Source organism: Dankookia rubra (assembly GCF_004355005.1).
GTDB lineage: Bacteria > Pseudomonadota > Alphaproteobacteria > Acetobacterales > Acetobacteraceae > Paracraurococcus > Paracraurococcus ruber_A.
In genome coordinates, this window is record NZ_SMSJ01000007.1 from 21,148 (window position 1) to 42,612 (window position 21,465).

Consider the following 21,465-nt stretch of genomic DNA (forward strand, 5'->3'; position numbering starts at 1 on the left):
GGCACGGCGCGGCGCGGGCCGGCGCCGCGGTAAGCGTCTGCCTTGTGGGGCGGCTCATTGGTGGCGGTCGACGTCCGTGCCGGAGCAGGCCGACGCCGCGGGACCTGGGCGATGCGGTCAAGCATCAACACAAGATGATTTCCATCGCAATGCTATTCCGGCCGCATCGCCGTCGAGGACGGCCGCGCCCAGCCGCGGTGACGGATGCGGCGGGGCTGGGCCTCCGCCTTGCCTGGCCGCACCCGGATCGGCGGTCGTTTCTGGCCTGCGTCGCTGCGCCGCGGCTGCTTCCGTTCGCGCGCGCATGGCGGACACATCCGGGGCTGCCCGAACGGCGCGTGGCCTTGGCCTTGTTCAGCGCCCGGGGGGGCGGGGAGGCCGGGCGTCTTGTCGGGGCGCCATCATCCGCCCGGGCTGCATGAGCGCCGGATGTCCTACCCCGCCCCAGGCACCGCGGCGATCACCCCGAGCACCCGCAGCGCATTCAGCATGATGTTGAGCCCGAGCGCCGCCTGCACCACACCCAGCACGGTCCCCAGCACCAGCAGCGGCATGCCGAGCCAGCGCAGCACGGCGGAGGCGAAGAGCATCGCCAGCAGGTTCAGCAGCATGACCGCCAGCAGCAGGCCGACGATCGCCCCCTTGTCCGGCCATCCCGGCGCCAGCGTCATGTAGATGATCACGGCGGCGATGCCGGAGGGCGTGACGATGATCGGATAGGCCAGCGGCATGGCTGCGGCCTGCATCCCCGGCGGCTCGGGCGCGGCCGCGCGCTGCCGCGGGTTGAAGGATTCCAGCAGCCCCTGCGGCGCCACCAGGAACAGCACCAGCCCGCCGGTCAGCGCCAGCACCGGCGGCGGCACGGCGTAGTTGCGCAGCGCCTGCACGCCGAGGGTGCCGGCCAGCAGGACGATGCAGGTGGCGAAGAGGGCGCCGCGGACCGCCAGCTTGCGGCGCAGCGCCGGCTCGGCGTCCACGGTCATGCGGTGGAAAGGGCCGAGGATCTTGATCGGGCCCAGCAGCAGGAAGAAGAAGCCCCAGACCTGCACCAGGCTGGGTGTGCCGCCGCTGCCCATCGCATTCCCTCCCGCAAGCGTGACGGGAGAGTATCGGCGCGGTGGCAGCGCCAGCGCAAACGACGGCTACAGCGGCGTGCCGTCCTTGCGCGTGTAGCGCCAGCCACCGGCAGGATCGGCCGTGGCGACCAGGTCGTCCTCCGGATAGGTGGCGCTGTCGCCCGGCGTGCGGTCGCCGACCTCGAGATAGACGACGTCGCGGTCGCTGCGATTGACCAGGTGGTGCGGCGCGCCCCCGGCGGCGAAGCCGGCGCAGTCGCCGGGCGAGAGCAGGCGCGCCTCGGTGCCGACAACCAGCGTCGGCCTGCCCTCGAGGATGTAGACGAACTCGTCCTGCTTCGCACGGGCATGGTGCAGGGAGGACGCTGCGCCGGGCGCGAGACGCGTCAGGTTCACGCCGAAATTCGCCAGGCCGAAAAGGTCGCCCAGCACCCGCTTCTCCCGCCCGGCCATCTTGGCGGCGAGGTCGGCCGGGTAGCTGGTGGCGCGCGCCCGCGGCGGCACGTCGGCTGCCCGCAACGCGATCGGGCCTTTGGTCATGGCGCTGCCTCCGTAAGCCGCTTGCGCAGCCAGATGCGCTCGCCCTTTGGCGGGTAGGGCAGCCGGGCAAATTCCTCATAGCCCTGCTTCCGGTAGAAGCCGGGCGCCTGGAAGTCGAAGGTGTCGACATAGGCCGAATGGCAGCCGCGCGCGCGGGCCCGGTCCTCCGCCGCGGCCATCAGCCCGGCCCCCAGGCGGTGCCGGCGCAGCGCCTGGGGCTGCGACAGGAAGCGGACGAAGAGCCAGCCGGCATAGACCTGCCCGACCGGCCCGCCGAGGATCCGCCCCTCCGCGTCGCGCAGGAACAGGGCGAATTCCTCCCAGGGCTGGTGACTGGGCCAGGCGGCCTCGTTGAAGGTCTCGAGCCCGTCGGCCAAGGCCTCGATATCGGCCTCGGCCGGCTTGTCCTCGACGCGGAGCGTCACTCCGGGCGGCAGGTCCATCCCGGCAGCATAACGCGATTCAGCCGCCCGCCACCCCCTGGATGACGATGCCGCTGCCGTCGCAGGTCCGGCAGCGCTGGCCGTTGAGCTGGCCCTTGCCCTGGCAGTCGGGGCAGGGGCCCTCGCCGGTGGCGGGCGTGCCGGGCGGGGCGACGTCGCCCGGGTTGAGCTTCGTCGATTGCGGCTTGTCGGCCATGCGGTCCTCCCCTGGGACAGTGTCGGGGAGGAACGTGCGGGGGCGGGCGGATGTTCCATGCCGCCTCAGCGGCGCGGCGGCAGGGCCAGCACGTCGCGATGGCCGATCCGGGCCGACAGCCGCCTGCCCGCCACCTGGTCGAGCCGCGAATCCATCCAGGCCTCGATCCGCGCGTCGCCGCGGCGGTCCCGCCGCCCGGCGGCCTCGGCATGGCCCAGCACCAGCTCGGTCAGGAATCGCCCGGCGCCGTCGCGCAGCGTCGGGTGCCGGACCGGGCCGCGGGCGCGGACCACCCAGTCGCTCGGCGCGGCGTCCACCGCGAAGCCGCGGGCCGAAAACACCTCGGCGATCACCGCCGGCGCGCGCGGCCCGAGTGCCGTCCCGGCGAATCCCTTGTCGCGGCCCTGGTCGCGGCGGAAGCCGGCGGCGACCCGGGCATCGGCCGGATGCGGCGGGGCGAAGACCTCCCGCCCGTCGACGCAGAGCGCGGCGTAGAAGGGAATGCGCAGCGCCGCCGCCATCCGCTCCAGCCAGGCGCGGGAGACGAGGTCGCAGAGCGCCGAGCTCAGCACCGCATCGGCCGCCTGCAGCGGCAGGTTGGCGGGGCTTTCCGCCAGGTCGGCCACCAGCGCCTCGATCCTCCAGGCGCCGCCCGGGGCATGCACCAGCAGGGTGCGCCTGTTCGGCGCGGTGACCGGGAAGCCCATCAGGTCGGCGCGGTCGGCGATGGTGTCGAAGGCCGCCTCGGCCATCGCCGGGCTGCTGTCGACCAGGGTCCAGGCCTGCGCCCGGCCGATGCGCGGCGCCAGCCAGCGCAGCAGGCTGCCGGTGCCGGCGCCGAGGTCGATCAGCCGCGGCCGCGCCGGCAGCCGGGCAAGCAGCGCGGCAGCCAGCGCCTCGGACCGGGCGAAGGCGTCGAAGGGCTCGCGCAGGTCGAGCCAGGCGAGGTCGAACTCCTCGCTCACGCGCGGTCCAGCTCGGCGGCGAAGGCGCTGGCGCGGTCGGCCCAGCGCGGCAGGGCCTGGCCGGCGGCCCAGGAGGCCTCGGCCATCTCGCGCAGCATCTCGGTATCGACGATCATCCGCCGCAGCGCCTTGGTGAGGGAGACGGTGTCGCCGGGCGGCGAGACGGCACCGGCCTCCATCGGCACCAGGTCGGCGATGGCGCCGCCGGCAGTGATCGCCAGCGGCAGGCCGCGCGCCATGGCCTCGGCGGCGGCCATGCCATAGCCCTCCCACCAGGTCGCCAGCGCGAAGATGTCGGCGCGGCGGTAGAGCGCCTCGAGGGCCTCGGCGTCGACCTCGCCGGCGAAGGTCACGCGCTGGGCGATCGTCAGCTCCTCGGCCAGGGCCTTCAGCCCATGCGCGTGCACGGCATCCCGCGCGCCGCCGGCGATGGTCAGCGTCCAGTCGAGGTCGGGCAGGCCGGCCAGCGTCCGCAGCAGCACGTCGTGGCCCTTGCGCGGCACCAGCGTGCCGACCGCGAGGATCGCGGTGCCGGGGCCGCCGGAACCCTGCGCGCGCCCGGCCGGGTCGGTGCCCGGCTCGACGATGCCGATGCGCCCGGCGGGCACGTCGAAATCGGCGGCGAGCCGCGCGGCGGTGTGGGGGGAGGTGGCGATGAGCCGGGCGAGCCGGGGGAAGAGGTCGCGCTCGATGCCGCGCAGCGCCGCGCGGTCCTCCTGCGGCGCGCCATGTTCCAGCGCGGTCGGGTGGTGGATCAGGCCGATGCCGCGGCGCCGCACGAGGTCTTCGGCCAGCGGCGCGAAGGCGGGCAGGCCAAGGCCGTCGATCACCGGGCGGACGTCCTCGGGCAGGGCGGCCAGCGCGGCGCGCGCTGCCTCCGTCGCCGCCGCGTCGGGCAGCGGGTGGCGGCCGGCGAGCTCGACCACCTGCACGTCATGGCCGAGCGCGCGCAGCCCACCCACGATCCGCCGGTCGTAGATATAGCCGCCGGATACGGTGCCGAAGGGGCCGGGGACGAGCAGCGCCAGCTTCATGCGCCACGTCCGATGACCGGAGGGCGGGGCGCAGCCGAGTGCCGCAGGCCTGGATCGGCCGTGCTCATGCGTCCGATGACCGGAGGGCGGGGCGCAGCCGAGTGCCGCAGGCCTGGATCGGCCGTGCTCATGCGTCCGATGACCGGAGGGCGGGGCGCAGCCGAGTGCCGCAGGTCTGAATCGGCCGTGCTCATGCGTCCAATGACCGGAGGGCGAGGCGCAGCCGGGCGCCGCAGGCCTGGATCGGCCGTGCTCATGCAACCTCTCCCTCGTAGGCGGCCCAGGCATTCGGGCTTTCGCGCAGCAGCACCTTGAGCGAGGTCACGCTGCCGCTCTGTGCACCCAGCTTGCCTTCCTGCAACGCCGCCGCCAGCAGCCCATGGATATGCGCGCAGAGGAATTCGGTGGTGGTGTTCAGCCCGGCGAAGGCCGGCTCGCCGTCGAGGTTGCGGTAGTCCAGCCCGTCCAGCGCCTTGCGCAATTCCACCTTGGCCAGGCCGATATCGACCAGCAGGTGCAGGTGGTCGAGCTTCGGGGCGCGGAACTCCGCCTCCACCGCGAAGGTGGCGCCGTGCAGGCGCTGGGCCGGGCCGAATTCGGCGCCGCGGAAGCTGTGGGCGACCATGATGTGGTCGCAGACGGTCAGCGAGTACATCTCGCACCTCTCTTATGGATAGGTGATGACGGGGCAAGCGGGCGCGGCGGCGCCCGTCGCCAGCAGCGCGGGCAGCGCCGCCGGCAGGTCGGCAAAGCGGGCGGCCGGCGCGCAGAGCGCGTCGAAGCGCGGGTCGGCCAGCAGCTCGAGCGCCAGGGCCAGGCGTTCGGCATGGCTCCGCCGGCCGCGCATGGCGGGTGCGACCGCGCCGACCTGGGTCGAGAGGATCGTGAGCCGCCGCGCATGGAAGGCCTCGCCGAGCGGCAGCGGCACCATGCGGTCGCCATGCCAGCTCGCCTCGACGATGCGCGCCTCGAAGGCGGCGCGGTCGAGGGCAAGCTGCAGGCCGGCGGCGCTGGCGCTGGCATGGACGATCAGCTCCTGCTCGGCGGGCACTTCGGGCGGCGGGGCGAAGCGGGCGCCGAGGGCTTCGGCCAGCGCGGCGCGGGACGGGTCGATGTCGACCACCACGGGCGCGATGCCGGGGATGCGCGCCAGCAGCGCCGCTGCCAGCAGCCCGACGACGCCGGCGCCGATGACAAGGCAGCGCTCGCCGGCCAGGGGACGCGCATCCCATAGGATATTGAGCGCCGTCTCCATGTTCGCCGCCAGCACCGCGCGGTGGTCCGGCACCGCGTCGGGGACGGGGATGCACATCGCGGCCGGTGCCAGGAACAGGTCCTGATGCGGATGCAGGACGAAGACCCGGCGGCCCTGCAGGCCCGGCGGCCCGTCCTCCACCACGCCCGTGGCGCAGTAGCCGTATTTCACGGGGAAGGGGAAGTCGCCCGCCATCAGCGGCGCGCGCATCGCCGCGTACTGGCTCGGCGGCACGCGGCCCTCCAGCACCAGGCGCTCGGTGCCGCGCGAGAGGGCGGAGGCGCGGCTGCGGACCAGCGCCTGGTCGGCCGCTCGCGGCGGCAGGTCTTCCGCGCGCAACGCGGCGAGGCCGGGCGCCACGGTCCAGAGCGCGGTCGCCTTCACCCGCAGACCCCCGGCCGCGCGCGGCCGAGCGCGATGTCGAACAGCACGTCGGGGTCGAGCGCATGCACCGTCCAGGCGAAGCGCAGCCCATCGGCGATGCGCGCTGCCTCGGGCAGGGTGAAGGCGGGGATGCCGGAGCCCAGCAGCACCGGCGCCACCGTCACGTGCAGCCGGTCGAGGCAGCCCGCGGCGAGGAAGCGGCTGACGGTGACGCCGCCTCCCTCGACGAAGATCCGGGTCAGGCCGCGCGCTGCCAGCGCGGCGAGGATCGCCGGGACCGCCAGCCCGCCGACCAGCCCGTCGCGCGGCAGCCGCAGCACCTCGGCGATGCCGAGCCGATCGGGCCCGGGCGCGTCCTCGGCGCAAAGGAGGAGCGTGGGCGGTCCCTCGCGGAAGACGCCGAAGTCCGGGCCGAGCCGGCGGTCGGTGTCCAGCACCACGCGCACCGGATGCGGGCCGGTGCAGTCGCGCGTGGTCAGCCGCGGGTCGTCGCTGCGCACCGTCCCGGCGCCGACCACGACGGCATGGCAGAGCGCGCGCAGCCGGTGGGTGTGCAGCAGGTCGCCGCGCCCGCCGATCCATTGCGAGGAGCCCGACAGCGTGGCGATCCGCCCGTCCAGCGTCTGCGCCAGGCGGCCGACCACCATGCAGCCGTCCGCCGCGCGCGGCGGCGCCAGCAGCGGGCCGAAGAGCGCGCCGAGCGGCCCGGCCGGCAGCCGGCAGGGCGCATCGCGCGCCGCCAGCAGCGCGTCCCAGTCGGGGGCGAGTTCGGGTATGGGTGTCGTTCCATCCATCGGGCGCGGACCATGCCGGAAGCGTGCCGAGGATGCCAGCCGATCAAGGCCTGACGAGGGCATGCGGGAACAGCGGCAGCAGCCATTGCGCGAGCACGCCCGCCAGGATCGGCAGCAGGCCGGAGGCCAGCAGCCGGATCAGGATGAAGCGCCCGCCGAGCACCGGCCATTCCCAGGCGATCACCCGGTGGAAGCCGAGGATCGCCCATCCCGTGATCAGCGCCACCATCTGCGGCCCACCCGCGCCCGCCTTGATGAAGGTGAGCACCAACGGGAAGGAGACGAAGGGCCCGCCCGGGATGAAGCCGCCGGCCAGCGAGGCGATGGCGATGCCGGCGAGGCCGCTCTCCGGCCCGAGCCAGCCGGCGGCGAGGTCGGCCGGGATCAGCTCCGCCAGGAAGGCCGCCATCGGCAGCGCGGCGACCAGCAGCGGCAGCACGCGGAGGATGGTCTGCCCGGTCTCGCGCAGCGCCCGCTGCGCCGTCGGCACGCCGCGCCGCAGCGCCAGGCCGAAGGCGCCGAGCGCCAGGACCAGCAGGATCGCCTGGCCGATGCTCACGCGCGGGGTTCCGGCGTGCCGGGCGGCACCCAGGCTACGGGGATGCGCCGCGCGACGGCGCCGGCGATGACCGAGAGCGGCAGGCCGCACAGGAAGCGCAGCAGCGCGAAGTCGGCGCCGAGCAGCGGCACCTCCCAGACCAGGACGCGCTGGAAGCCGTTCAGCGCCCAGGCGACGATGAAGGCGATCAGCGCGCCGCGGTCCGCCCCGGCCTGGGCCAGGACCAGCACGAGGGGGAAGGCCGCCATCGGCCCGCCCGGCATGGCCATGCCGCAGAGCGTCGCCACCAGCAGCCCGCGTGCGCCGGATTCGGCGCCCATCCACTTCGCCAGCGCCCCGGGCGGGATCAGCTGCTTCAGGCTGCCGGCCAGCAGCAAGCCGGCCAGCAGCGCCGGCAGCACGGTGAGGAAGACGCCCCAGGCGACGCCAAGCGCGCGGCGGAAGGCCTCCGGCCCGTGCAGCACCCAGACCAGGCTGCCGGAGACGAGGCCGATCGAGAGAATGATGGCGAGGCTGGAATGGCGGCGGAGCGTGCGGAGCATCGGCCGCCACGCTGCGCGCGGATGCGGCGCCGGGCAATCCCGTGGGGAAGGCCGGGGGAGAAAGTATTCTCCCCCGGACCCCTCATCTATTTCTGTGAGCCGACACTCGCCGCGCCGTGGCAGCCGACCCACGGAAGGGAAGGGTGGGGTCTGGGGAGGGAATACCTGTTTCCCTCCCCAACCTGGCCTTCAGAGCCGCACGCCCTCGGTCTGGAAGCGGTCCGCGGCGGATTTCTGGAACTCGTTATCCAGCACCACCGCGGCGCAGACCGCGATGGCGAGCGCGGCGAGGATGCCGGCGAGGATGGCCTTCACGGCGGCGGACTCCCTTGGTTCAGCCGCTTGCGTATGGGTCGCCCTCAGCCCGCTTGCAAGAGGCGCTCGGCCGCGGCCAGGTCCTCCGGCGCATTGGCATTGAAGAAGGGGTCGATGGGATCGGCCGGCCATTCGGCGCTGGCGCAGCCGAAGCGGGCGGTCCAGCGGTCGATCTTCTTCTCGCCGGCCAGCAGCGCCTCGCGCAGCGCGCCGCGCAGCGCCACGGGCCAGAGCGCGATCGGCGGGTGCGTCCAGCCGCCCGAGGCGGCACAGGCCATCGGCACGCCCGCCGTCGCCCGCGCCGCCTCCAGCCGCGCCACCAGGTCGGCCGGCAGGAAGGGGCCGTCGCCCGGGACGGAGAGGAGACTAGGGATGTCCGGCCGGTGCTCGGCAACCCAGTCGAGCCCGGCCAGCACCCCGGCGAGCGGCCCGGGAAAATCCGGCAGCGGGTCCGCCACCACCGGCAGGCCATAGGACGCGAAGCGCGCCGCATCGCCATTGGCGTTGAGGATGACGCCGGCCACCTGCGGCGCGACGCGGTCCAGCACATGGTCCAGCAGCGGCCGCCCGGCCAGCAGGCGCAGCGGCTTGTCGCCGCCGCCCATCCGCCGGGCCAGGCCGCCGGCCAGCACGACCGCGATGACGGAGCCGCGCATGCCGATCGAAGTCATGCGCCGTGCCCTTCGGCGCCCTGCGATCCGCTCGGGTCGCCCAGCGCTTCCCGGCTGTTCTTCCGCCAGTGGCGCGCGCTCTCCTCCTCGACGTAGGCGAGGTCGGCGTCGAAGAGGATGCGCTCCGTGCCGGCCAGCGCGGTGAAGCGCTTGCCCTTGCAGCGGCCGATCAGGGTCAGCCCGACCTCCTGCGCCAGCTCGACCCCCCAGGCGGTGAAGCCGCTGCGGGAGACCAGGATGGGGATGCCCATCCGCACCGTCTTGATCACCATCTCCGAGGTGAGGCGGCCGGTGGTGTAGAAGACCTTGTCCGCGGGGTCGCAGGCATTGCGGAACATCCAGCCGGCGATCTTGTCGACCGCGTTGTGCCGGCCGACGTCCTCCATGTAGACCAGCGGCTGGTCGGCCTGGCACAGCGCGCAGCCATGGATGGCGCCGGCCTCCAGGTAGAGCGTCGGCAGCGTGTTGATCCGGTGCAGCAGGCGATAAAGGTCCGAGGTGCGGATCACCGCGCCCGCCGGCATCCGCCGGCCGGAGAAATCCTCCAGCAGGTCGCCGAAGGCGGTGCCCTGGGCGCAGCCGCTGGTGAGCGTCTTCTTCTTCAGCTTCTCCTCGTAGTCGGTGCGGCGTTCGGTCCGCACCACCACCACCTGCAGGTCGTCGTCGTGGTCGATGCCGGTCACCGCATCGTCCCGCCGCAGCATGCCTTGGTTCAGCAGGTACCCGAGCGCCAGATCCTCCGGGCGGTCGAGGATGGTCATCATGGTGACAATCTCCTGGCCGTTCAGGTAGAGTGTCAGCGGTCGCTCCACGGTCACGCTGGCTTCGACCGGCGCGCCGGCCTGGTCGATGCCGCGGACGCGCCGCGTCAGCCGCGGGTCGGCGGGATCGGGCTGGACCAGCAGGGGCGTCTCTCGCATGCCGGAAAGGGTGGGGCGGCATGGGTTGCGGCGCAACCCGGGCGCCGGCGGCGACGTTTTCCCCATCCGATAACGGGAGACCCGCCATGCCCACCTACCGCTTCCCCGCCGAGGCCGGCTTGGCCCTGGACGGCGGAGCGCCGACCGCCGCGGCCATCACCGACCGGCTGGCGGAGCTCGGCCTGGCACGGCAGGAAGTGATGATCACCCGGCACGACGACGCCGCGACCCTGGAAGGCCAGGTGCCGGACGACGCGACGCGGGAGCGCGTGCTGCTGGTGGTCGGCAACCTGCAGGGCATCGCCCGGGTCGATGACCGGCTGACGGTGGCGCGCGGCACCGGGCTGCTGGACACGCTCGGCGCCTTCGCCCGGCTGCCCGCGGGCAGCGCCAGCACCGAGGCGGCGAGCACCACCGTGCATCGCGCCAGCCCGGAGGCCGGCGATACCGGCTTCGGGCCGGGCGGCAGCATCCTGCACCTGGTGCAGCCGGGCGAGACGCTGGAGGCGATCGCGGCGCGGCACTACCACGACACGGCGGCCGCGGGCTGGGTGCTGGAGAGCAACGCGGCGGTGCTGACCGACGCCTCGGCGCTGCGGCCGGGCATGGTGCTGCGGCTGCCGCCTCGCTAGCGGGGGCGCTGCCGCACCGCCGCGCCGAAGGCCGGGAGGGCCACGGGCCCGGCGCCGGGACTCAGGCCAGGGTCTCCGCCAGGGCGGCGAGGATGTCGCGGATGGCGTCGAAATAGGCCTCCTGCACCTCGGCGAAGCCGCCCTCGGCGCTGTCCCAATTGAGCAGGAAGGCGAAGCTCACCGGGGTCCGGCCGCCGACCACCATCTGCCCGGCGAAGCTCTTCGCGCAGAAGCCGAGGAAGTCGGCAACCTCGCCGCCCTTGGCATGGACCGGGATATCGGGCGGGGCGACCCGGGCGATCTGCACCGCCATGGCCTGGATCCGCTTGAACTCCCGCAGCGTGCCTGGCCTGCGGAAGATCGCGCCGCGCAGCGCCTGGTCGTACCAGGAGGCCAGGTCGCCGGCGCTGCCGGCCAGGCTCTGCACCCCGTTCAGGGGAGCGCGATACCCTTCGGGCGGGAACTGGTCGGCATGCTGCAGCCCGGCCCAGCCAACATCGACCCCGATGGGCGCCCCGAGCAGGTAGGAGGCAAAGATCCGTGTGCTGTCCGGGATCTGCACCCGGCGCAGCCCGGCCTCGGCGATCAGCGCCCGGACCCGGTCGGCGCCGACCTGCCGCGTGGCGATATCGGTCGCGGTATTGTCGCTGTGGGTGATCATCGCCTCCAGCACAGAACGCGCCGTGGTGGTGCCGGTCAGGTTCAGCAGCACCGGGCTGCCAGGGCTGCGGAGGTCGTCGTCGACGGCGAGCTGCGCCTCCGGGTCCAGCCGCCCGGCCTCGACGTCCCGCAGGTACTGGCCGAGCACGAAGGTCTTGTACGCACTGGCGATGAAAAGCTGCTGGTTCGGCCGATGCGCGAAGCGCCCGGCCGTGCCCTCCGGGCCGAGCCGGACCATGTAGGCCGCGGTGCCGGGCAGCGCCCGGTAGCGGCGCAGCGCCGCCTCCGGCGCCTCGGCGGCGCGGGCCGCGGCGGGTTGCATCGCGCCGAGGCCGATCAGCGGCAGGGCGGAAAGGGATCGACGGTGCATCTTTGCGGTCCTCCGGCGGGGCAGGCATGGCCGGAAGTCCTGAAACGGCAGCGGGGTCCGGCGGGCAGGACGAACGATCCCGTCACCTCACCGAAAAAAAAGCCCATTGCCGCCTTGACCGACGCTTTCCGCGATGCCTATGGACCGGGATCGCCCGGCATCATGCCGTACGCGCAACCCAGCCCTGCCAATTGCGCAGCGGGGCTGGTTAACGCTTGTGTGTATCACCACATCCCCCGTGCGCCGCTTGGCAGCGCGCTTCTCCCCCCGGCCGATGTCCCGACCGTGCCGCCTTCGCGGTCCGTCGGGCGTTTCGCCGTTTCCGGAGAAGCCGCCCTGGCGCCGGCCGAATTGCAACGGGCCCCGTGCCCGCGCAGGAGTGGATCGAGTGATGGACGGGTTTGTCACCGAGACGATGCTGGACGAGAGCGAGACCGAGATGCGGGTCTCGCGCCCCCATGGCGCGCCGGCCTTCGAGGAATTGGTGGCCCGCGTCCCGGGTGAGGACCTCCCCGCCTGGGAGGAGGGCGAGACCGCCGAGGATGGCGAGGACGCGCCCGAGGAGCTGGCGGAGGAAGAGAACGAGGACGGCGAGGCCGCCCCGGCCGCCGAGGCCGCCGCCCCGGTTGCCGGCAACTACGACGAAGCCGCGCTGGGCCGGACCGACGACCCCGTCCGCATGTTCCTGCGCGAGGCGTCGCGTACCGAGCTGCTGACGCGCGAGCAGGAAGTGGCGCTGGCCCAGCGGATCGAGGCGGGGCGCGAGGCGATGCTCGGGGCGCTCGGCGCCTGCCCGGCGACCCGCGCCCAGCTGGGCGCCTGGCGCGACGCCGTCGCCGCCGGGCAGCTGCCGCTGCGCGACCTGGTGGAGCTCGAGGCCATGGCCGCCGCCGCCGAGGCGCCGGCCGAGGGCGAGGAGGGCGAGGCCGCCGAGGGCACGCTCGACCAGCGGCTGCGGCCGGAGATCCTGCTGGCCTTCGACGCCGCGCTGACCGGCAACCCGGCGGCGCCGGCGACCGAGACTGCGGCGCTGATCGCCGCGCTGCGGCTGCGCGCCGACCGGATCGAGACGCTGATCGAGGCGGTGCGCGCGGCGCATCGCAAGCTGACCACGCTCGACGGCCGCGCGCTGCGGCTGGCGACGGCGGCCAAGGTCGGCCGCGACGACTTCCTGAAGCTGTGGGACGGCGGCGAGCCGGGCACGGCGAAGTTGGCCACCAAGCTGAAGTCGGCCGGCGCCGAGCTGCGCGGGATCCGCGCCGAGGTCGGCACGGTTGAGGCCGAGGCCGGCGTCGCCGCGCCGGAGCTGCGCCGCCTGCATGCCGAGATGAGCCGCGGCGAGCGCGACATGCGCCGCGCGAAGGAGGAGCTGACGCGGGCCAACCTGCGGCTGGTCGTCCATATCGCCCGGAAGTACCGCAACCGCGGCCTGCTGCTGGGCGACCTGATCCAGGAAGGCAATATCGGCCTGATGCGGGCGGTCGAGAAGTTCGACTGGCGCAAGGGGTTCAAGTTCTCGACCTACGCCACCTGGTGGGTGCGGCAGGCGATGACGCGCGCCATCGCCGACCAGGCGCGGACCATCCGCGTGCCGGTCCACATGGCGGAGACGGCCTCGAAGATCGCCCGGCTCGGCCGCATCCTGGCGCACCGCACGGGGCGCGAGCCGACCGCGGAGGAACTGGCGCAGCGGCTCGGCGTGCCGACCGAGAAGGTGAAGTCGGTGCAGGGCATCGTGCGCGAACCGGTCAGCCTCGATACCCCGATCGGCGAGGAGGATGACGGCCGCCTCGGCGACCTGATCGAGGACCGCAACGCCGTCCACCCCTTCGAGGCGGTGGCGCGCTCGGGCCTGCGGGAAGCGGCAGCGCGGGTCCTGTCCGACCTGACGCCGCGCGAGGAGCGGATCCTGCGGATGCGCTTCGGCATCGGCATGGAGCGCGACCACACGCTGGAGGAGGTCGGCAAGACCTTCAACGTGACCCGCGAGCGCATCCGGCAGATCGAGGCCAAGGCGCTGAAGAAGCTGCAGAACGGCCAGCGCGGCCGGGCGCTGCGGAGCTACCTCGACCGCGGCTGAGGCCGCTCGCCGCACCTTGCATCCGGCGTTCCGCCGCAAGACCGCGGGACGCGCCGGCAAGAAGGGGGGGCGGCCACGGGGCCGCCCTTCCTGCGTCCGGCGGGCGGGCCAGCCGCCCGCCCGGCATCAGCGCACCAGGACGGCAGCCGCGTCCTTGGTCTTGGTCACCGCGCCGGCGGCCTGGTGCACCGCCGAGGCGATCTCGGTGATGCTGCCCGAGACGGTCTGCACCGCATTGGCCGCCGTCTGCATGTTGGCCGACATGCTGCGGGTCACCGCGCTCTGTTCCTCGACCGCCGCGGCGGTCACCGCCACATGCTCCCGCACCGCCTCGACCGCGCCGCGGATCGCCGTCAGCGCCGCCGCCACCGTGGCCGAGGTCGCCTGGATGCCCTCGATCTCGCGCGAGATCTGCTCGGTCGCCTTGGCCGCCTGGTTGGCCAGGTTCTTCACCTCGGACGCCACCACCGCGAAGCCCTTGCCGGCATCGCCGGCCCGCGCCGCCTCGATCGTCGCGTTCAGCGCCAGCAGGTTGATCTGCCCGGCGATGCCCTGGATCAGCCCGACCACGCCGTTCATCGACTGGGCCGCGTGGGTGAGTTGCCCGGTGCTTTCGCCGCCCGCACTGGCCTGGACGAAGGCGTCCTCGGTCGCGGTGCGCGACTTGGCCATGTTGTGGGCGATCTCGGCGATGGAGGCGGCCAGCTCCTCGGCGCTGGCGGCGACCATCTGCACGTTGCTCGAGGTTTCCTCGGCGGCCTGGATGGCCGAGCCGGCCTCCCGCGTCGACAGGTCGATGGCGCCGTCGATCTCGCCGAAATTGATGTCGATGAGCTTCTTGAGATCGGCGAGCAGGGCGATCTGGTGGGTGACGTCGTTGGCGAATTTCACCACCTTGGTGACCTTGCCGTGGACATCCAGGATGGGGCTGTAGGAACCCTCGATCCAGACCGGCTTGCCGCCCTTGCCGACGCGGCGGAACTGGCCGACCTGCGCCTCGCCGCGACGCAGCGCCGCCCAGAACTCCTTGTATTCGGGGCTGTCGCGATGGGCCGGCTCGACGAAGATGGCGTGCTTCTGGCCGCGGATCTCGGCCAGGGTATAGCCCATGGCCTTGAGGAAGTTCTCGTTGGCGTCCAGCACGGTGCCGTCGAGGCTGAAGGCGATGAAGGCTTGGGCTCTGTCGACCGCCTTCATCTGCGCCGCGAAGTCGAGGTTGAGCAGCCGCTCCTTCGCATCCGCCCATTCCACGACGTAGCCGAGCCGCCGGCCATCCTGCCGCAGCGGGCTGACCAGCAGGTCGAAGGCGTGCGGCCCAACCTGGATGGTCGCGGCATGCGGCTTCTCCAGCCCCGCCAGCATCCTCCGCTGGTGAGTCGGATTCTTGTGGAAGACGTCGATGTTGCTGCCGATCAGGGTGGCGAGGCTGAAGCGCGGCAGCTCCCGGCGCAGGTCGGCCTCGACGTCCCGCATGAGCTCGACGACGGCCGGGTTCATGTAGGTGATGGTGAGATCGTCATCGGCTATCATGATCCGGGCCCGCACCGCGTCGAGGGCGGCGAGCCTGGGTGTCGTACCGGTGTCGCGCTTGAAGCTGCCGAACATCGAGGAGTCCTTCCTACCACTGCCCCGATGTCACAGCAGCGCTGCTAACGGCCGGTGAACATGACAGCCTCTTCATGTAACGGGCTCGGTTTGCCCGTCAGGCGACCCGGCCCGTCGCCACGAAGCCCTCCTGGTCATTGGCGGCGTCCGCCACATCCTCCGGCTCCGGCGCCATCTCGCCCTCCCACTTGCCGACCACCGCGGTCGCCAGGGAATTGCCGATGACGTTGGTCGCCGAGCGCCCCATGTCGAGGAACTGGTCGATGCCGATGATCAGCAGCAGCCCGGCCTCGGGGATGTTGAAGGTCGCCAGCGTCGCGGCGATGACCACCAGCGAGGCCCGCGGCACCCCGGCCATCCCCTTGCTGGTCAGCATCAGCAGCAGCAGCATGGTGATCTGCTGGCCCATGGAGAGCTCGATGTTGTAGGCCTGGGCGATGAAGATGGTGGCGAAGGTGCAGTACATCATCGAGCCGTCGAGGTTGAAGCTGTACCCGAGCGGCAGGACGAAGCTGATCACCTTCCGCGACACCGGGAAGCGCACCAGCTGTTCCATCAGCTGCGGATAGGCGGCCTCGGAGCTCGCGGTGCTGAAGGCGAGCAGGAAGGGCTGGCGGATCAGGCTGATCAGCTCGAAGACCCGGCGGCCGAAGATCAGGAAGCCGACCAGGGCCAGCAGGCACCAGAGGATCGCCAGGCCGAGGTAGAATTCGGCGACGAAGACCCCGTAGGTGACCAGGATGCCGAGCCCCTGCGTCGTGATGATCGCCGCCATCGAGGCGAAGACCGCGAGCGGCGCCAGCAGCATGATGTAGCCGGTCACCTTGAGGATGACGTGGCTGATCTCCTCGCACCAGGCGACCACCGTCCTCGCCTTCTCCCCGAGCGCGGCGCAGGCGACGCCGAAGAAGATGGAGAAGACCACGATCTGCAGGATCTCGTTGGTTGCCATCGCCTCGAAGATCGAGCGCGGCACCAGGTGGGCGACGAAGTCCTTGAGCGAGAGCGAGGAGGTGCCGACCCCGCTCGCCGCCGCCGCGTCGGGCAGCGGCATGTCGAGCCGCGCCCCTGGCTGCAGGATGTTCACCAGCACCATGCCGAGCAGCAGCGAGACGACCGAGGCCGAGACGAACCAGAGCATCGCCTTGGCGCCGATCCGCCCGACCGCCCGCGTGTCGCCCATATGCGCGACGCCGACGACGAGGGTCGAGAAGACCAGCGGCGCGATGATCATCTTGATCAGCCGCAGGAAGATGTCGGTGACGAGGGAGATGTAGCCGGCGATCGACTTCGCCGTCGCGGGGTTCGGCCAGAGGATGTGGCAGAAATGGCCCACCAGGATCCCGAGGACCATGCCGGCCATGATCAGGATCGTCAGCCGCTGCGTCCGCATGCGCCGCCCTCCGGACCCCGGGCGGCGCCCGGATGCGCCGCGGGGTGAGAAGCTAGCGCCGGCGCTGCGGCAGGGTTTCAGGCGGGTAGGCAGGGCGAAGGCTATTCCCCGGGCCCCGCCCTTCGCTTCCTGGGGAGCGGAGGCCGCCGCGCGGCGGCTGCCGAGTCGGGACAATCGACGAGGGGGCCGGGGAGAACGGCGTCTCCCCGGCCTTGCTCTGCCGTCAGATGTCCCGCGCGCGCTCCTTGTCCGCCGGCGTGGCGGTGCGGGCGGCGCCGGTCTTGCGGTCGTCGTCCACCTCGACCTCGGTATGCCGGACGGTGTCGCGGACGGTCTCGGTGTGCTCCTCCGCGGTCTTCCGGAGGCTCACCTCCTCCGTCACCCGTGCCTCCTTGGCGATGACGGCCTCCTCGGCGCGCTCGGTCGCCTCGATCGTGCGCTCGCCGAAGGCGGCCTCGGTGCCGGAGAGCGGCCGGTCGACCGGGCGGCGCTCGACCTGCACGTGTTCCTCGCGGAGGGTCACCTGCTCCTGCACCGGGGTCTCGACGACGTAGCTGCGGATGCGGACGCGGCCATGCCCGACCTCCCGCTTGCCGACGCGCAGCCGCTCCTCGATCACCGGGATGCTGGCCTCGTCGTTCGCCGCGCCGAGCTGCTGCACCTGGCCCTGGCCGGTGGTGGCGCCGGCGGAGGTGCCCATGGCAGTGCGCGTGGCGGCAGCGCCGGTGGCGGTGCCCGCGGCGGCGACCGGCGCGGCCGCGCCGCTCCAGCCTTCCTTCCGCCAGGCCGCCTCGCGCTCGTCGAGGTCGACGGCACCACTGTTCTCCAGCGCCGCGGCGACCTCCTCGAAGCGGCCATCCGGCACCTCCGCATGCACCACGCCGCCGCCGCGGCGGAAGCCCTCGCTGAGCACGACGGCATCCTCGTCCGGCAGGCCGAGACCGGCCATGCGGCTGCTGTCGCTGCGGGCGTCGAAGACCTCGCCCCTGACACCGGGGACATGGCGGGCCAGGTCGTGCGCGGCGCGCTCGGCGGTCTGCACATCGTCGAAATAGGCGGTGATGGTCCGGGTCATTGAAAATCTCCGCGTTTCATATCCGGGTCTGCCGAAAGCTCCGGCAGGTCGCGGGCTAACGGGCGGGGCATCGGGCCGTTCGTTGCGGGCGGGCGAGGAAGGCCGGGAATTCCAGCAGGTAAGTCGGCTTCGCGGCCTGGTCGGTCGGACTCCCCGCCTCTTCGCCTGGGCAGCGGCTGGTTGAATTGCGATACGGTTCAGATTATAGGAATATAGTCTAGGCGCGGCCAGTCCGGGCTGCACCGCCGGATCCCGGCGCCATGTCGCCCTTGGCATTCAATGCAACCCTACCTGGCGCCTGCCGTGCGGTGCGGGGCGTGTTCCCCTTGCGGTGCCGGAGGTGGAACCGGTGCCTCGGTTGCTTCCGCCCGGAAGGCCGGAAAGCGTCATTCAAAGATAAAATTCCTGAATACCAAAAACCCCTTGGGGCGGACCCGGCCGCCGGGGCCGGCGTCCGGGTGAAAGGGCCGCGATGGCCTCAACCCGGTTGAGCTGGATTGAGCCGAATTGAGCGAATTGAGGCCGGCCCGCTCAGGCCTTGCCGATGCCCTTGTTGACCAATGACAGGTCGAAGGCCTTCCGCCAGTCGAGCGCCGCCGGCAGCACCCCGACATCGGCCATCGCCGCGTGGAAGCGCTGCCAGCGCGCCTCGGTCATGGCGCCGATGCCGAGGGTCGCGGCATCGCCCGAGCGGACGATGCCGGCCTCGTTCATCATCAGGGTGCCGAAGGCGATGAGGTCGTCGCCCATCTCCGGGTTGTGCGCCTTGATCAGCGCATTGGCCGGCGCGGTGTCGAAGCCCCCGGCCGGGCCCTTCAGGTACTGGTCCCAGCCGGCCATGGTGGCGTCGACGAAGCGCTGGATGACCTCGCGCCGCCCGGCGAGCGTCTTCGCGCCGATGTTGATCGTGGTGCCGTAATTCTCGAAGCCGGCATCGTGCAGCAGCAGCATGTCGGGCCTGACCCCGGCCTGGCGGATGGTGAAGGGCTCCGATCCCAGGTAGCCCTGCTGGATCACCTGCCTGTCCGCCAGGAAGGGCTGCAGGTTGAAGGTATAGGGCCGCAGCTGGTCCTCCTTCAGCCCGTACTTCCTCACCAGGAAGGGCCACCAGGTCACCCGCGCCTCGGCCCCGACCAGGATGGTGCGGCCGCGCAGCGCCTCGAAGTCGGTGAAGCCGGTGTCCGGGTGGGCGATCAGGACCTGCATGTCCTTCTGAAAGATCGCGCCGATGCAGAGGAAGGGGATGCCCTCCCGCACGAAGTTCAGCGCCGCGAGCCCGTTGCCCATGGCCATGTCGACCCGGCCGCCGAGCAGCAGCTGGGCCGGGTTGATCTGCGGCCCGCCGGTGCGCAGCTCGACCTCGAGCCCTGCGGCGCGATAGAGCCCGGCGGCCTGGGCCTGGTAGAAGCCGCCGTGTTCCGCCTGGGCGCGCCAGTTGGTGACGAAGCTGACCTTGTCCAGCTTCGGCTGGGCCCGGGCGGGGAAGGGGGCGGCGGCCAGCAGCGGCGCCCCGGCGCCGAGCAGGCCGAGCGCCGCGCGGCGCGAGACGGTGAAGCGGTGCCTGGTCATCTGGTCGGTTCCCCCCGGAGAGCCTTTGGCTTCCGGAAAGGTGGCACGCCCAGCCGCCGACGCAAGCGCCAGCGGGCCGGGGCGGGTCCTACCGCCGCAGCCCGAGCGGCCTGAGCAGCATCAGCGCCACGCCGAAGCCCCAGGCGCCGTTGTAGAGCAGGCCGCGCCAGGGGATGGCGCCGTTCCAGGTCGGCAGGCCCTTCAGCCAGGGCACCAGCGACACCGCGACGGCGGTCAGCGCCAGGGCGCCGAAGAGGGTGGAGAACAGGATTGCCGGCGGCCGCAGCGTCACCAGGATCAGGGTCAGCACCATGCCCCAGACCCCGCCCCAGAAGGCCTGGGACAGGACCATCGGCACGCCGAGCGGCTTGGTCGGTGCCATGGCGAAGGGTGCCGAGGTCTTGCCGAAGACCGAGACCACCGCCGGGATGTCGTTCCCGAGGTGATGGAGCAGGAAGGCGGTGCCCTGGTGGAAGACCAGGACCGCGACGAAGCCGGCGACGAAGCCGAGGAGAAGGGAGCGAGGCATAGGCGACGCTAGGGCCGGTTCGCCGTGGCTGTCACCCCACCCCGTCCCGCGGCGCGGCCCGGGGCATCTTGCGGCATGCCGCCGCCCCGCGCACCCTGCGTCCGACACCGCGAGGGAAGGGAACTGCCGTGAACGGAGCCGAAAGCCTGGTCAAGACGCTGCTGGGGAGCGGCGTCGATGTCTGCTTCGCCAATCCCGGCACCAGCGAGATGCACTTCGTCGCCGCGCTGGACCGCGTCCCTGGCATGCGCTGCGTCCTCGGCCTGCAGGAGAACGTCGTCACCGGCGCCGCCGACGGCTACTGGCGGATGGCGGACAAGCCGGCCGCGACGCTGCTGCATTGCGGCCCGGGCCTGGCCAATGGCCTCGCCGGCCTGCACGACGCGCGGCGCGCGCGCAGCGGCGTCGTCAACGTGGTCGGCGACCAGGCGGTCTACCACCGCCCCTTCGACGCGCCGCTGACCGCGGATGCCGAGGGTTGGGCGCGCGGCGTCTCCGCCTTCGTCCGCACCTCCTCCCGCGCCGAGGATGTCGGCGCCGATGCCGCGATGGCGGTGCAGGCGGCGCGGACCTCGCCCGGCCAGGTGGCGACGCTGATCCTGCCCTCCGACAGTTCCTGGAACGAGGGCGGCGTGGTCGGCGCGGCGCTGACCGTCCCGGCGGTGCCGCAGGCCGACCCGCACCAGGTGGAGCAGGCGGCGCGGGTGCTGCGCAGCGGGAAGAACGTGCTGCTGCTGCTCGGCGGCCTGGCGCTCCGGGAAGCGGCGCAGGTCCAGGCCAACCGGATCGCCGCCGCGACCGGCTGCCGACTGCTGGCCGAGGGCTCCAATGCCCGCATCCAGCGCGGCCAGGGCCGGCTGATGCTGGACCGGGTGCCCTATGTGAACGAGCAGGCGGTGGCGGCCCTGAAGGGCGTCGAGCACCTGGTGCTGGTCAATGCCAAGGAGCCGATCGGCTTCTTCGGCTATCCCGGCAAGCCCAGCCGCTTCTGGCCGCCGGGATGCGAGCTGCACCTGCTGACCCGCCTCGACCAGGATGCCGAGGGCGCGCTGCGGGCGCTGGCCGATGCGCTCGGCGCGCCGAAGGCGGCGATGCCGAACCCGGGCCCGCGGCCGCAGGCGCCGCGCGGCGCCCTCAGCCCCGAGGGCCTGGCCCGCACCGTTGCGGCGCTGATGCCCGAGAATTCGGTGATCGTCGATGAATCCGTGACCTATGGCCGCGGCTTCTTCCCCGAGACCTATGCCGCCCCGGCGCATGACTGGCTGCAGAATTGCGGCGGCGCCATCGGCTATGGCCCGCCGGTCGCGGTGGGGGCGGCGATCGGTGCCGGGGGCCGGCGCGTCGTCGCCCTGCAGGCCGACGGCAGCGCCATGTACACGCCGCAGGCGCTCTGGACCCAGGCGCGGGAGAAACTGCCGGTGACCACGGTGCTGCTGTCCAATCGCAAGTACCAGATCCTGATTGGCGAGTACCAGAACGTTGGCGCCAACCCGGGCCGGACGGCGATGGACATGCTCGACCTCGGCAATCCCGATATCGGCTGGGTGCAGCTGGCCAATTCGATGGGGGTGGAAGCGGCGCAGGCCAGCACCCTGGATCAGCTCGGCGACCTGATGGCGCAGTCCTTCGCGCGGCCGGGACCCTTCCTGATCGAGTTGATGATCTGACCCGGACTGCGGGACGCGGCACTGCAACGTCCGCGTCCCGCCCATGCTGTGATGCAGCATGGGACACGCCATCCGGAACATAGTTTCCAAGCGTTCAGGTTTCGCGCATGTCCCGGTAAGACGCACTGGTGCATTTTATTGCCGCTTGGGTTAGGCCATGATCCCGGGCGCCCGCGTCATCCCGGGGCAGA

Annotated in this window: 23 protein-coding genes; 3 read left to right on the forward strand and 20 right to left on the reverse strand. The window is 72.4% G+C overall.

The window, feature by feature from the left end; genetic code table 11:
* Positions 1-434: 434 nt before the first annotated feature.
* The 14 genes from E2C06_RS08255 to fdhD all read right to left on the reverse strand — a co-directional run bounded on the left by E2C06_RS08255 (position 435) and on the right by fdhD (position 9,694).
* Entirely contained in the window at positions 435-1,076 is a 642-nt protein-coding gene (locus E2C06_RS08255; RefSeq protein ID WP_133288128.1) for a MarC family protein, read from the reverse strand.
* A gap of 66 nt (positions 1,077-1,142) precedes the next feature.
* Positions 1,143-1,616 (reverse strand): cupin domain-containing protein, encoded by a 474-nt coding sequence (locus E2C06_RS08260; protein WP_133288129.1) that lies wholly within the window; start codon positions 1,614-1,616, stop codon positions 1,143-1,145.
* Entirely contained in the window at positions 1,613-2,059 is a 447-nt protein-coding gene (locus tag E2C06_RS08265) for a GNAT family N-acetyltransferase (RefSeq protein ID WP_133288130.1), read from the reverse strand. The genes E2C06_RS08260 and E2C06_RS08265 overlap by 4 nt, the downstream gene beginning before the upstream one ends.
* Positions 2,060-2,078: 19 nt before the next feature.
* On the reverse strand, positions 2,079-2,255 hold the full coding sequence (locus E2C06_RS37450; RefSeq protein WP_165982276.1) for a hypothetical protein: 177 nt from the start codon (positions 2,253-2,255) through the stop codon (positions 2,079-2,081).
* Between the two features lie 65 nt (positions 2,256-2,320).
* Complete coding sequence (locus E2C06_RS08270; protein ID WP_133288131.1) at positions 2,321-3,220, reverse strand: class I SAM-dependent methyltransferase; 900 nt, start codon at positions 3,218-3,220, stop codon at positions 2,321-2,323.
* Positions 3,217-4,254, reverse strand: a complete 1,038-nt coding sequence (locus E2C06_RS08275) for a glycosyltransferase family 4 protein (protein WP_133288132.1) — start codon at positions 4,252-4,254, stop codon at positions 3,217-3,219. The genes E2C06_RS08270 and E2C06_RS08275 overlap by 4 nt, the downstream gene beginning before the upstream one ends.
* A gap of 253 nt (positions 4,255-4,507) precedes the next feature.
* Positions 4,508-4,909, reverse strand: a complete 402-nt coding sequence (locus E2C06_RS08280; RefSeq protein ID WP_133288133.1) for a 6-pyruvoyl trahydropterin synthase family protein — start codon at positions 4,907-4,909, stop codon at positions 4,508-4,510.
* A 12-nt stretch (positions 4,910-4,921) separates the two neighbouring features.
* The gene (locus E2C06_RS08285; protein ID WP_133288134.1) at positions 4,922-5,893 is read right to left on the reverse strand and encodes a zinc-dependent alcohol dehydrogenase; all 972 of its coding nucleotides are present in this window, start codon (positions 5,891-5,893) and stop codon (positions 4,922-4,924) included.
* Positions 5,890-6,687 carry a RibD family protein gene (locus E2C06_RS08290; protein WP_133288135.1) on the reverse strand — a complete coding sequence of 266 codons (798 nt, stop codon included), beginning with the start codon at positions 6,685-6,687 and terminating at the stop codon, positions 5,890-5,892. Before E2C06_RS08290 ends, E2C06_RS08285 begins: the two co-directional genes overlap by 4 nt.
* Before the next feature lie 43 nt (positions 6,688-6,730).
* Positions 6,731-7,246: a hypothetical protein gene (locus tag E2C06_RS08295; RefSeq protein ID WP_206664475.1), complete on the reverse strand. Its 516-nt coding sequence runs from the start codon at positions 7,244-7,246 to the stop codon at positions 6,731-6,733.
* The gene (locus tag E2C06_RS08300) at positions 7,243-7,788 is read right to left on the reverse strand and encodes a permease (RefSeq protein ID WP_133288136.1); all 546 of its coding nucleotides are present in this window, start codon (positions 7,786-7,788) and stop codon (positions 7,243-7,245) included. The genes E2C06_RS08295 and E2C06_RS08300 overlap by 4 nt, the downstream gene beginning before the upstream one ends.
* Positions 7,789-7,977: 189 nt before the next feature.
* On the reverse strand, positions 7,978-8,103 hold the full coding sequence (locus E2C06_RS40220; protein WP_277751798.1) for a hypothetical protein: 126 nt from the start codon (positions 8,101-8,103) through the stop codon (positions 7,978-7,980).
* Positions 8,104-8,147: 44 nt separating this feature from the next.
* Positions 8,148-8,774 (reverse strand): molybdenum cofactor guanylyltransferase MobA, encoded by a 627-nt coding sequence (gene mobA, locus E2C06_RS08305; protein ID WP_241671173.1) that lies wholly within the window; start codon positions 8,772-8,774, stop codon positions 8,148-8,150.
* Positions 8,771-9,694 (reverse strand): formate dehydrogenase accessory sulfurtransferase FdhD, encoded by a 924-nt coding sequence (gene fdhD, locus E2C06_RS08310; RefSeq protein WP_133288137.1) that lies wholly within the window; start codon positions 9,692-9,694, stop codon positions 8,771-8,773. Before fdhD ends, mobA begins: the two co-directional genes overlap by 4 nt.
* Before the next feature lie 86 nt (positions 9,695-9,780).
* On the opposite strand from fdhD, the gene E2C06_RS08315 reads away from it, so the two are divergent.
* Entirely contained in the window at positions 9,781-10,326 is a 546-nt protein-coding gene (locus tag E2C06_RS08315) for a BON domain-containing protein (RefSeq protein ID WP_133288138.1), read from the forward strand.
* A gap of 61 nt (positions 10,327-10,387) precedes the next feature.
* Here the strand turns inward: E2C06_RS08315 and E2C06_RS08320 are convergent, their stop codons facing one another.
* Entirely contained in the window at positions 10,388-11,356 is a 969-nt protein-coding gene (locus tag E2C06_RS08320; RefSeq protein ID WP_133288139.1) for a serine hydrolase, read from the reverse strand.
* A 391-nt stretch (positions 11,357-11,747) separates the two neighbouring features.
* Between E2C06_RS08320 and E2C06_RS08325 the strand changes: the two genes are divergently transcribed.
* The gene (locus tag E2C06_RS08325; protein ID WP_133288252.1) at positions 11,748-13,436 is read left to right on the forward strand and encodes a sigma-70 family RNA polymerase sigma factor; all 1,689 of its coding nucleotides are present in this window, start codon (positions 11,748-11,750) and stop codon (positions 13,434-13,436) included.
* A gap of 126 nt (positions 13,437-13,562) precedes the next feature.
* Here the strand turns inward: E2C06_RS08325 and E2C06_RS08330 are convergent, their stop codons facing one another.
* The 5 genes from E2C06_RS08330 to E2C06_RS08350 all read right to left on the reverse strand — a co-directional run bounded on the left by E2C06_RS08330 (position 13,563) and on the right by E2C06_RS08350 (position 19,607).
* Positions 13,563-15,041 (reverse strand): methyl-accepting chemotaxis protein, encoded by a 1,479-nt coding sequence (locus tag E2C06_RS08330; protein WP_133288140.1) that lies wholly within the window; start codon positions 15,039-15,041, stop codon positions 13,563-13,565.
* 97 nt (positions 15,042-15,138) lie between these two features.
* Positions 15,139-16,434 carry a dicarboxylate/amino acid:cation symporter gene (locus E2C06_RS08335; protein WP_133288141.1) on the reverse strand — a complete coding sequence of 432 codons (1,296 nt, stop codon included), beginning with the start codon at positions 16,432-16,434 and terminating at the stop codon, positions 15,139-15,141.
* Between the two features lie 223 nt (positions 16,435-16,657).
* Positions 16,658-17,509 carry a YsnF/AvaK domain-containing protein gene (locus E2C06_RS08340; RefSeq protein ID WP_133288142.1) on the reverse strand — a complete coding sequence of 284 codons (852 nt, stop codon included), beginning with the start codon at positions 17,507-17,509 and terminating at the stop codon, positions 16,658-16,660.
* Positions 17,510-18,040: 531 nt separating this feature from the next.
* Entirely contained in the window at positions 18,041-19,078 is a 1,038-nt protein-coding gene (locus tag E2C06_RS08345; RefSeq protein ID WP_133288143.1) for an ABC transporter substrate-binding protein, read from the reverse strand.
* Positions 19,079-19,166: 88 nt separating this feature from the next.
* On the reverse strand, positions 19,167-19,607 hold the full coding sequence (locus E2C06_RS08350; protein ID WP_133288144.1) for a hypothetical protein: 441 nt from the start codon (positions 19,605-19,607) through the stop codon (positions 19,167-19,169).
* A 128-nt stretch (positions 19,608-19,735) separates the two neighbouring features.
* Here E2C06_RS08350 and E2C06_RS08355 point away from each other — a divergent pair, with 128 nt between their 5' ends.
* On the forward strand, positions 19,736-21,274 hold the full coding sequence (locus E2C06_RS08355; RefSeq protein ID WP_133288145.1) for an acetolactate synthase large subunit: 1,539 nt from the start codon (positions 19,736-19,738) through the stop codon (positions 21,272-21,274).
* Positions 21,275-21,465: the final 191 nt, after the last annotated feature.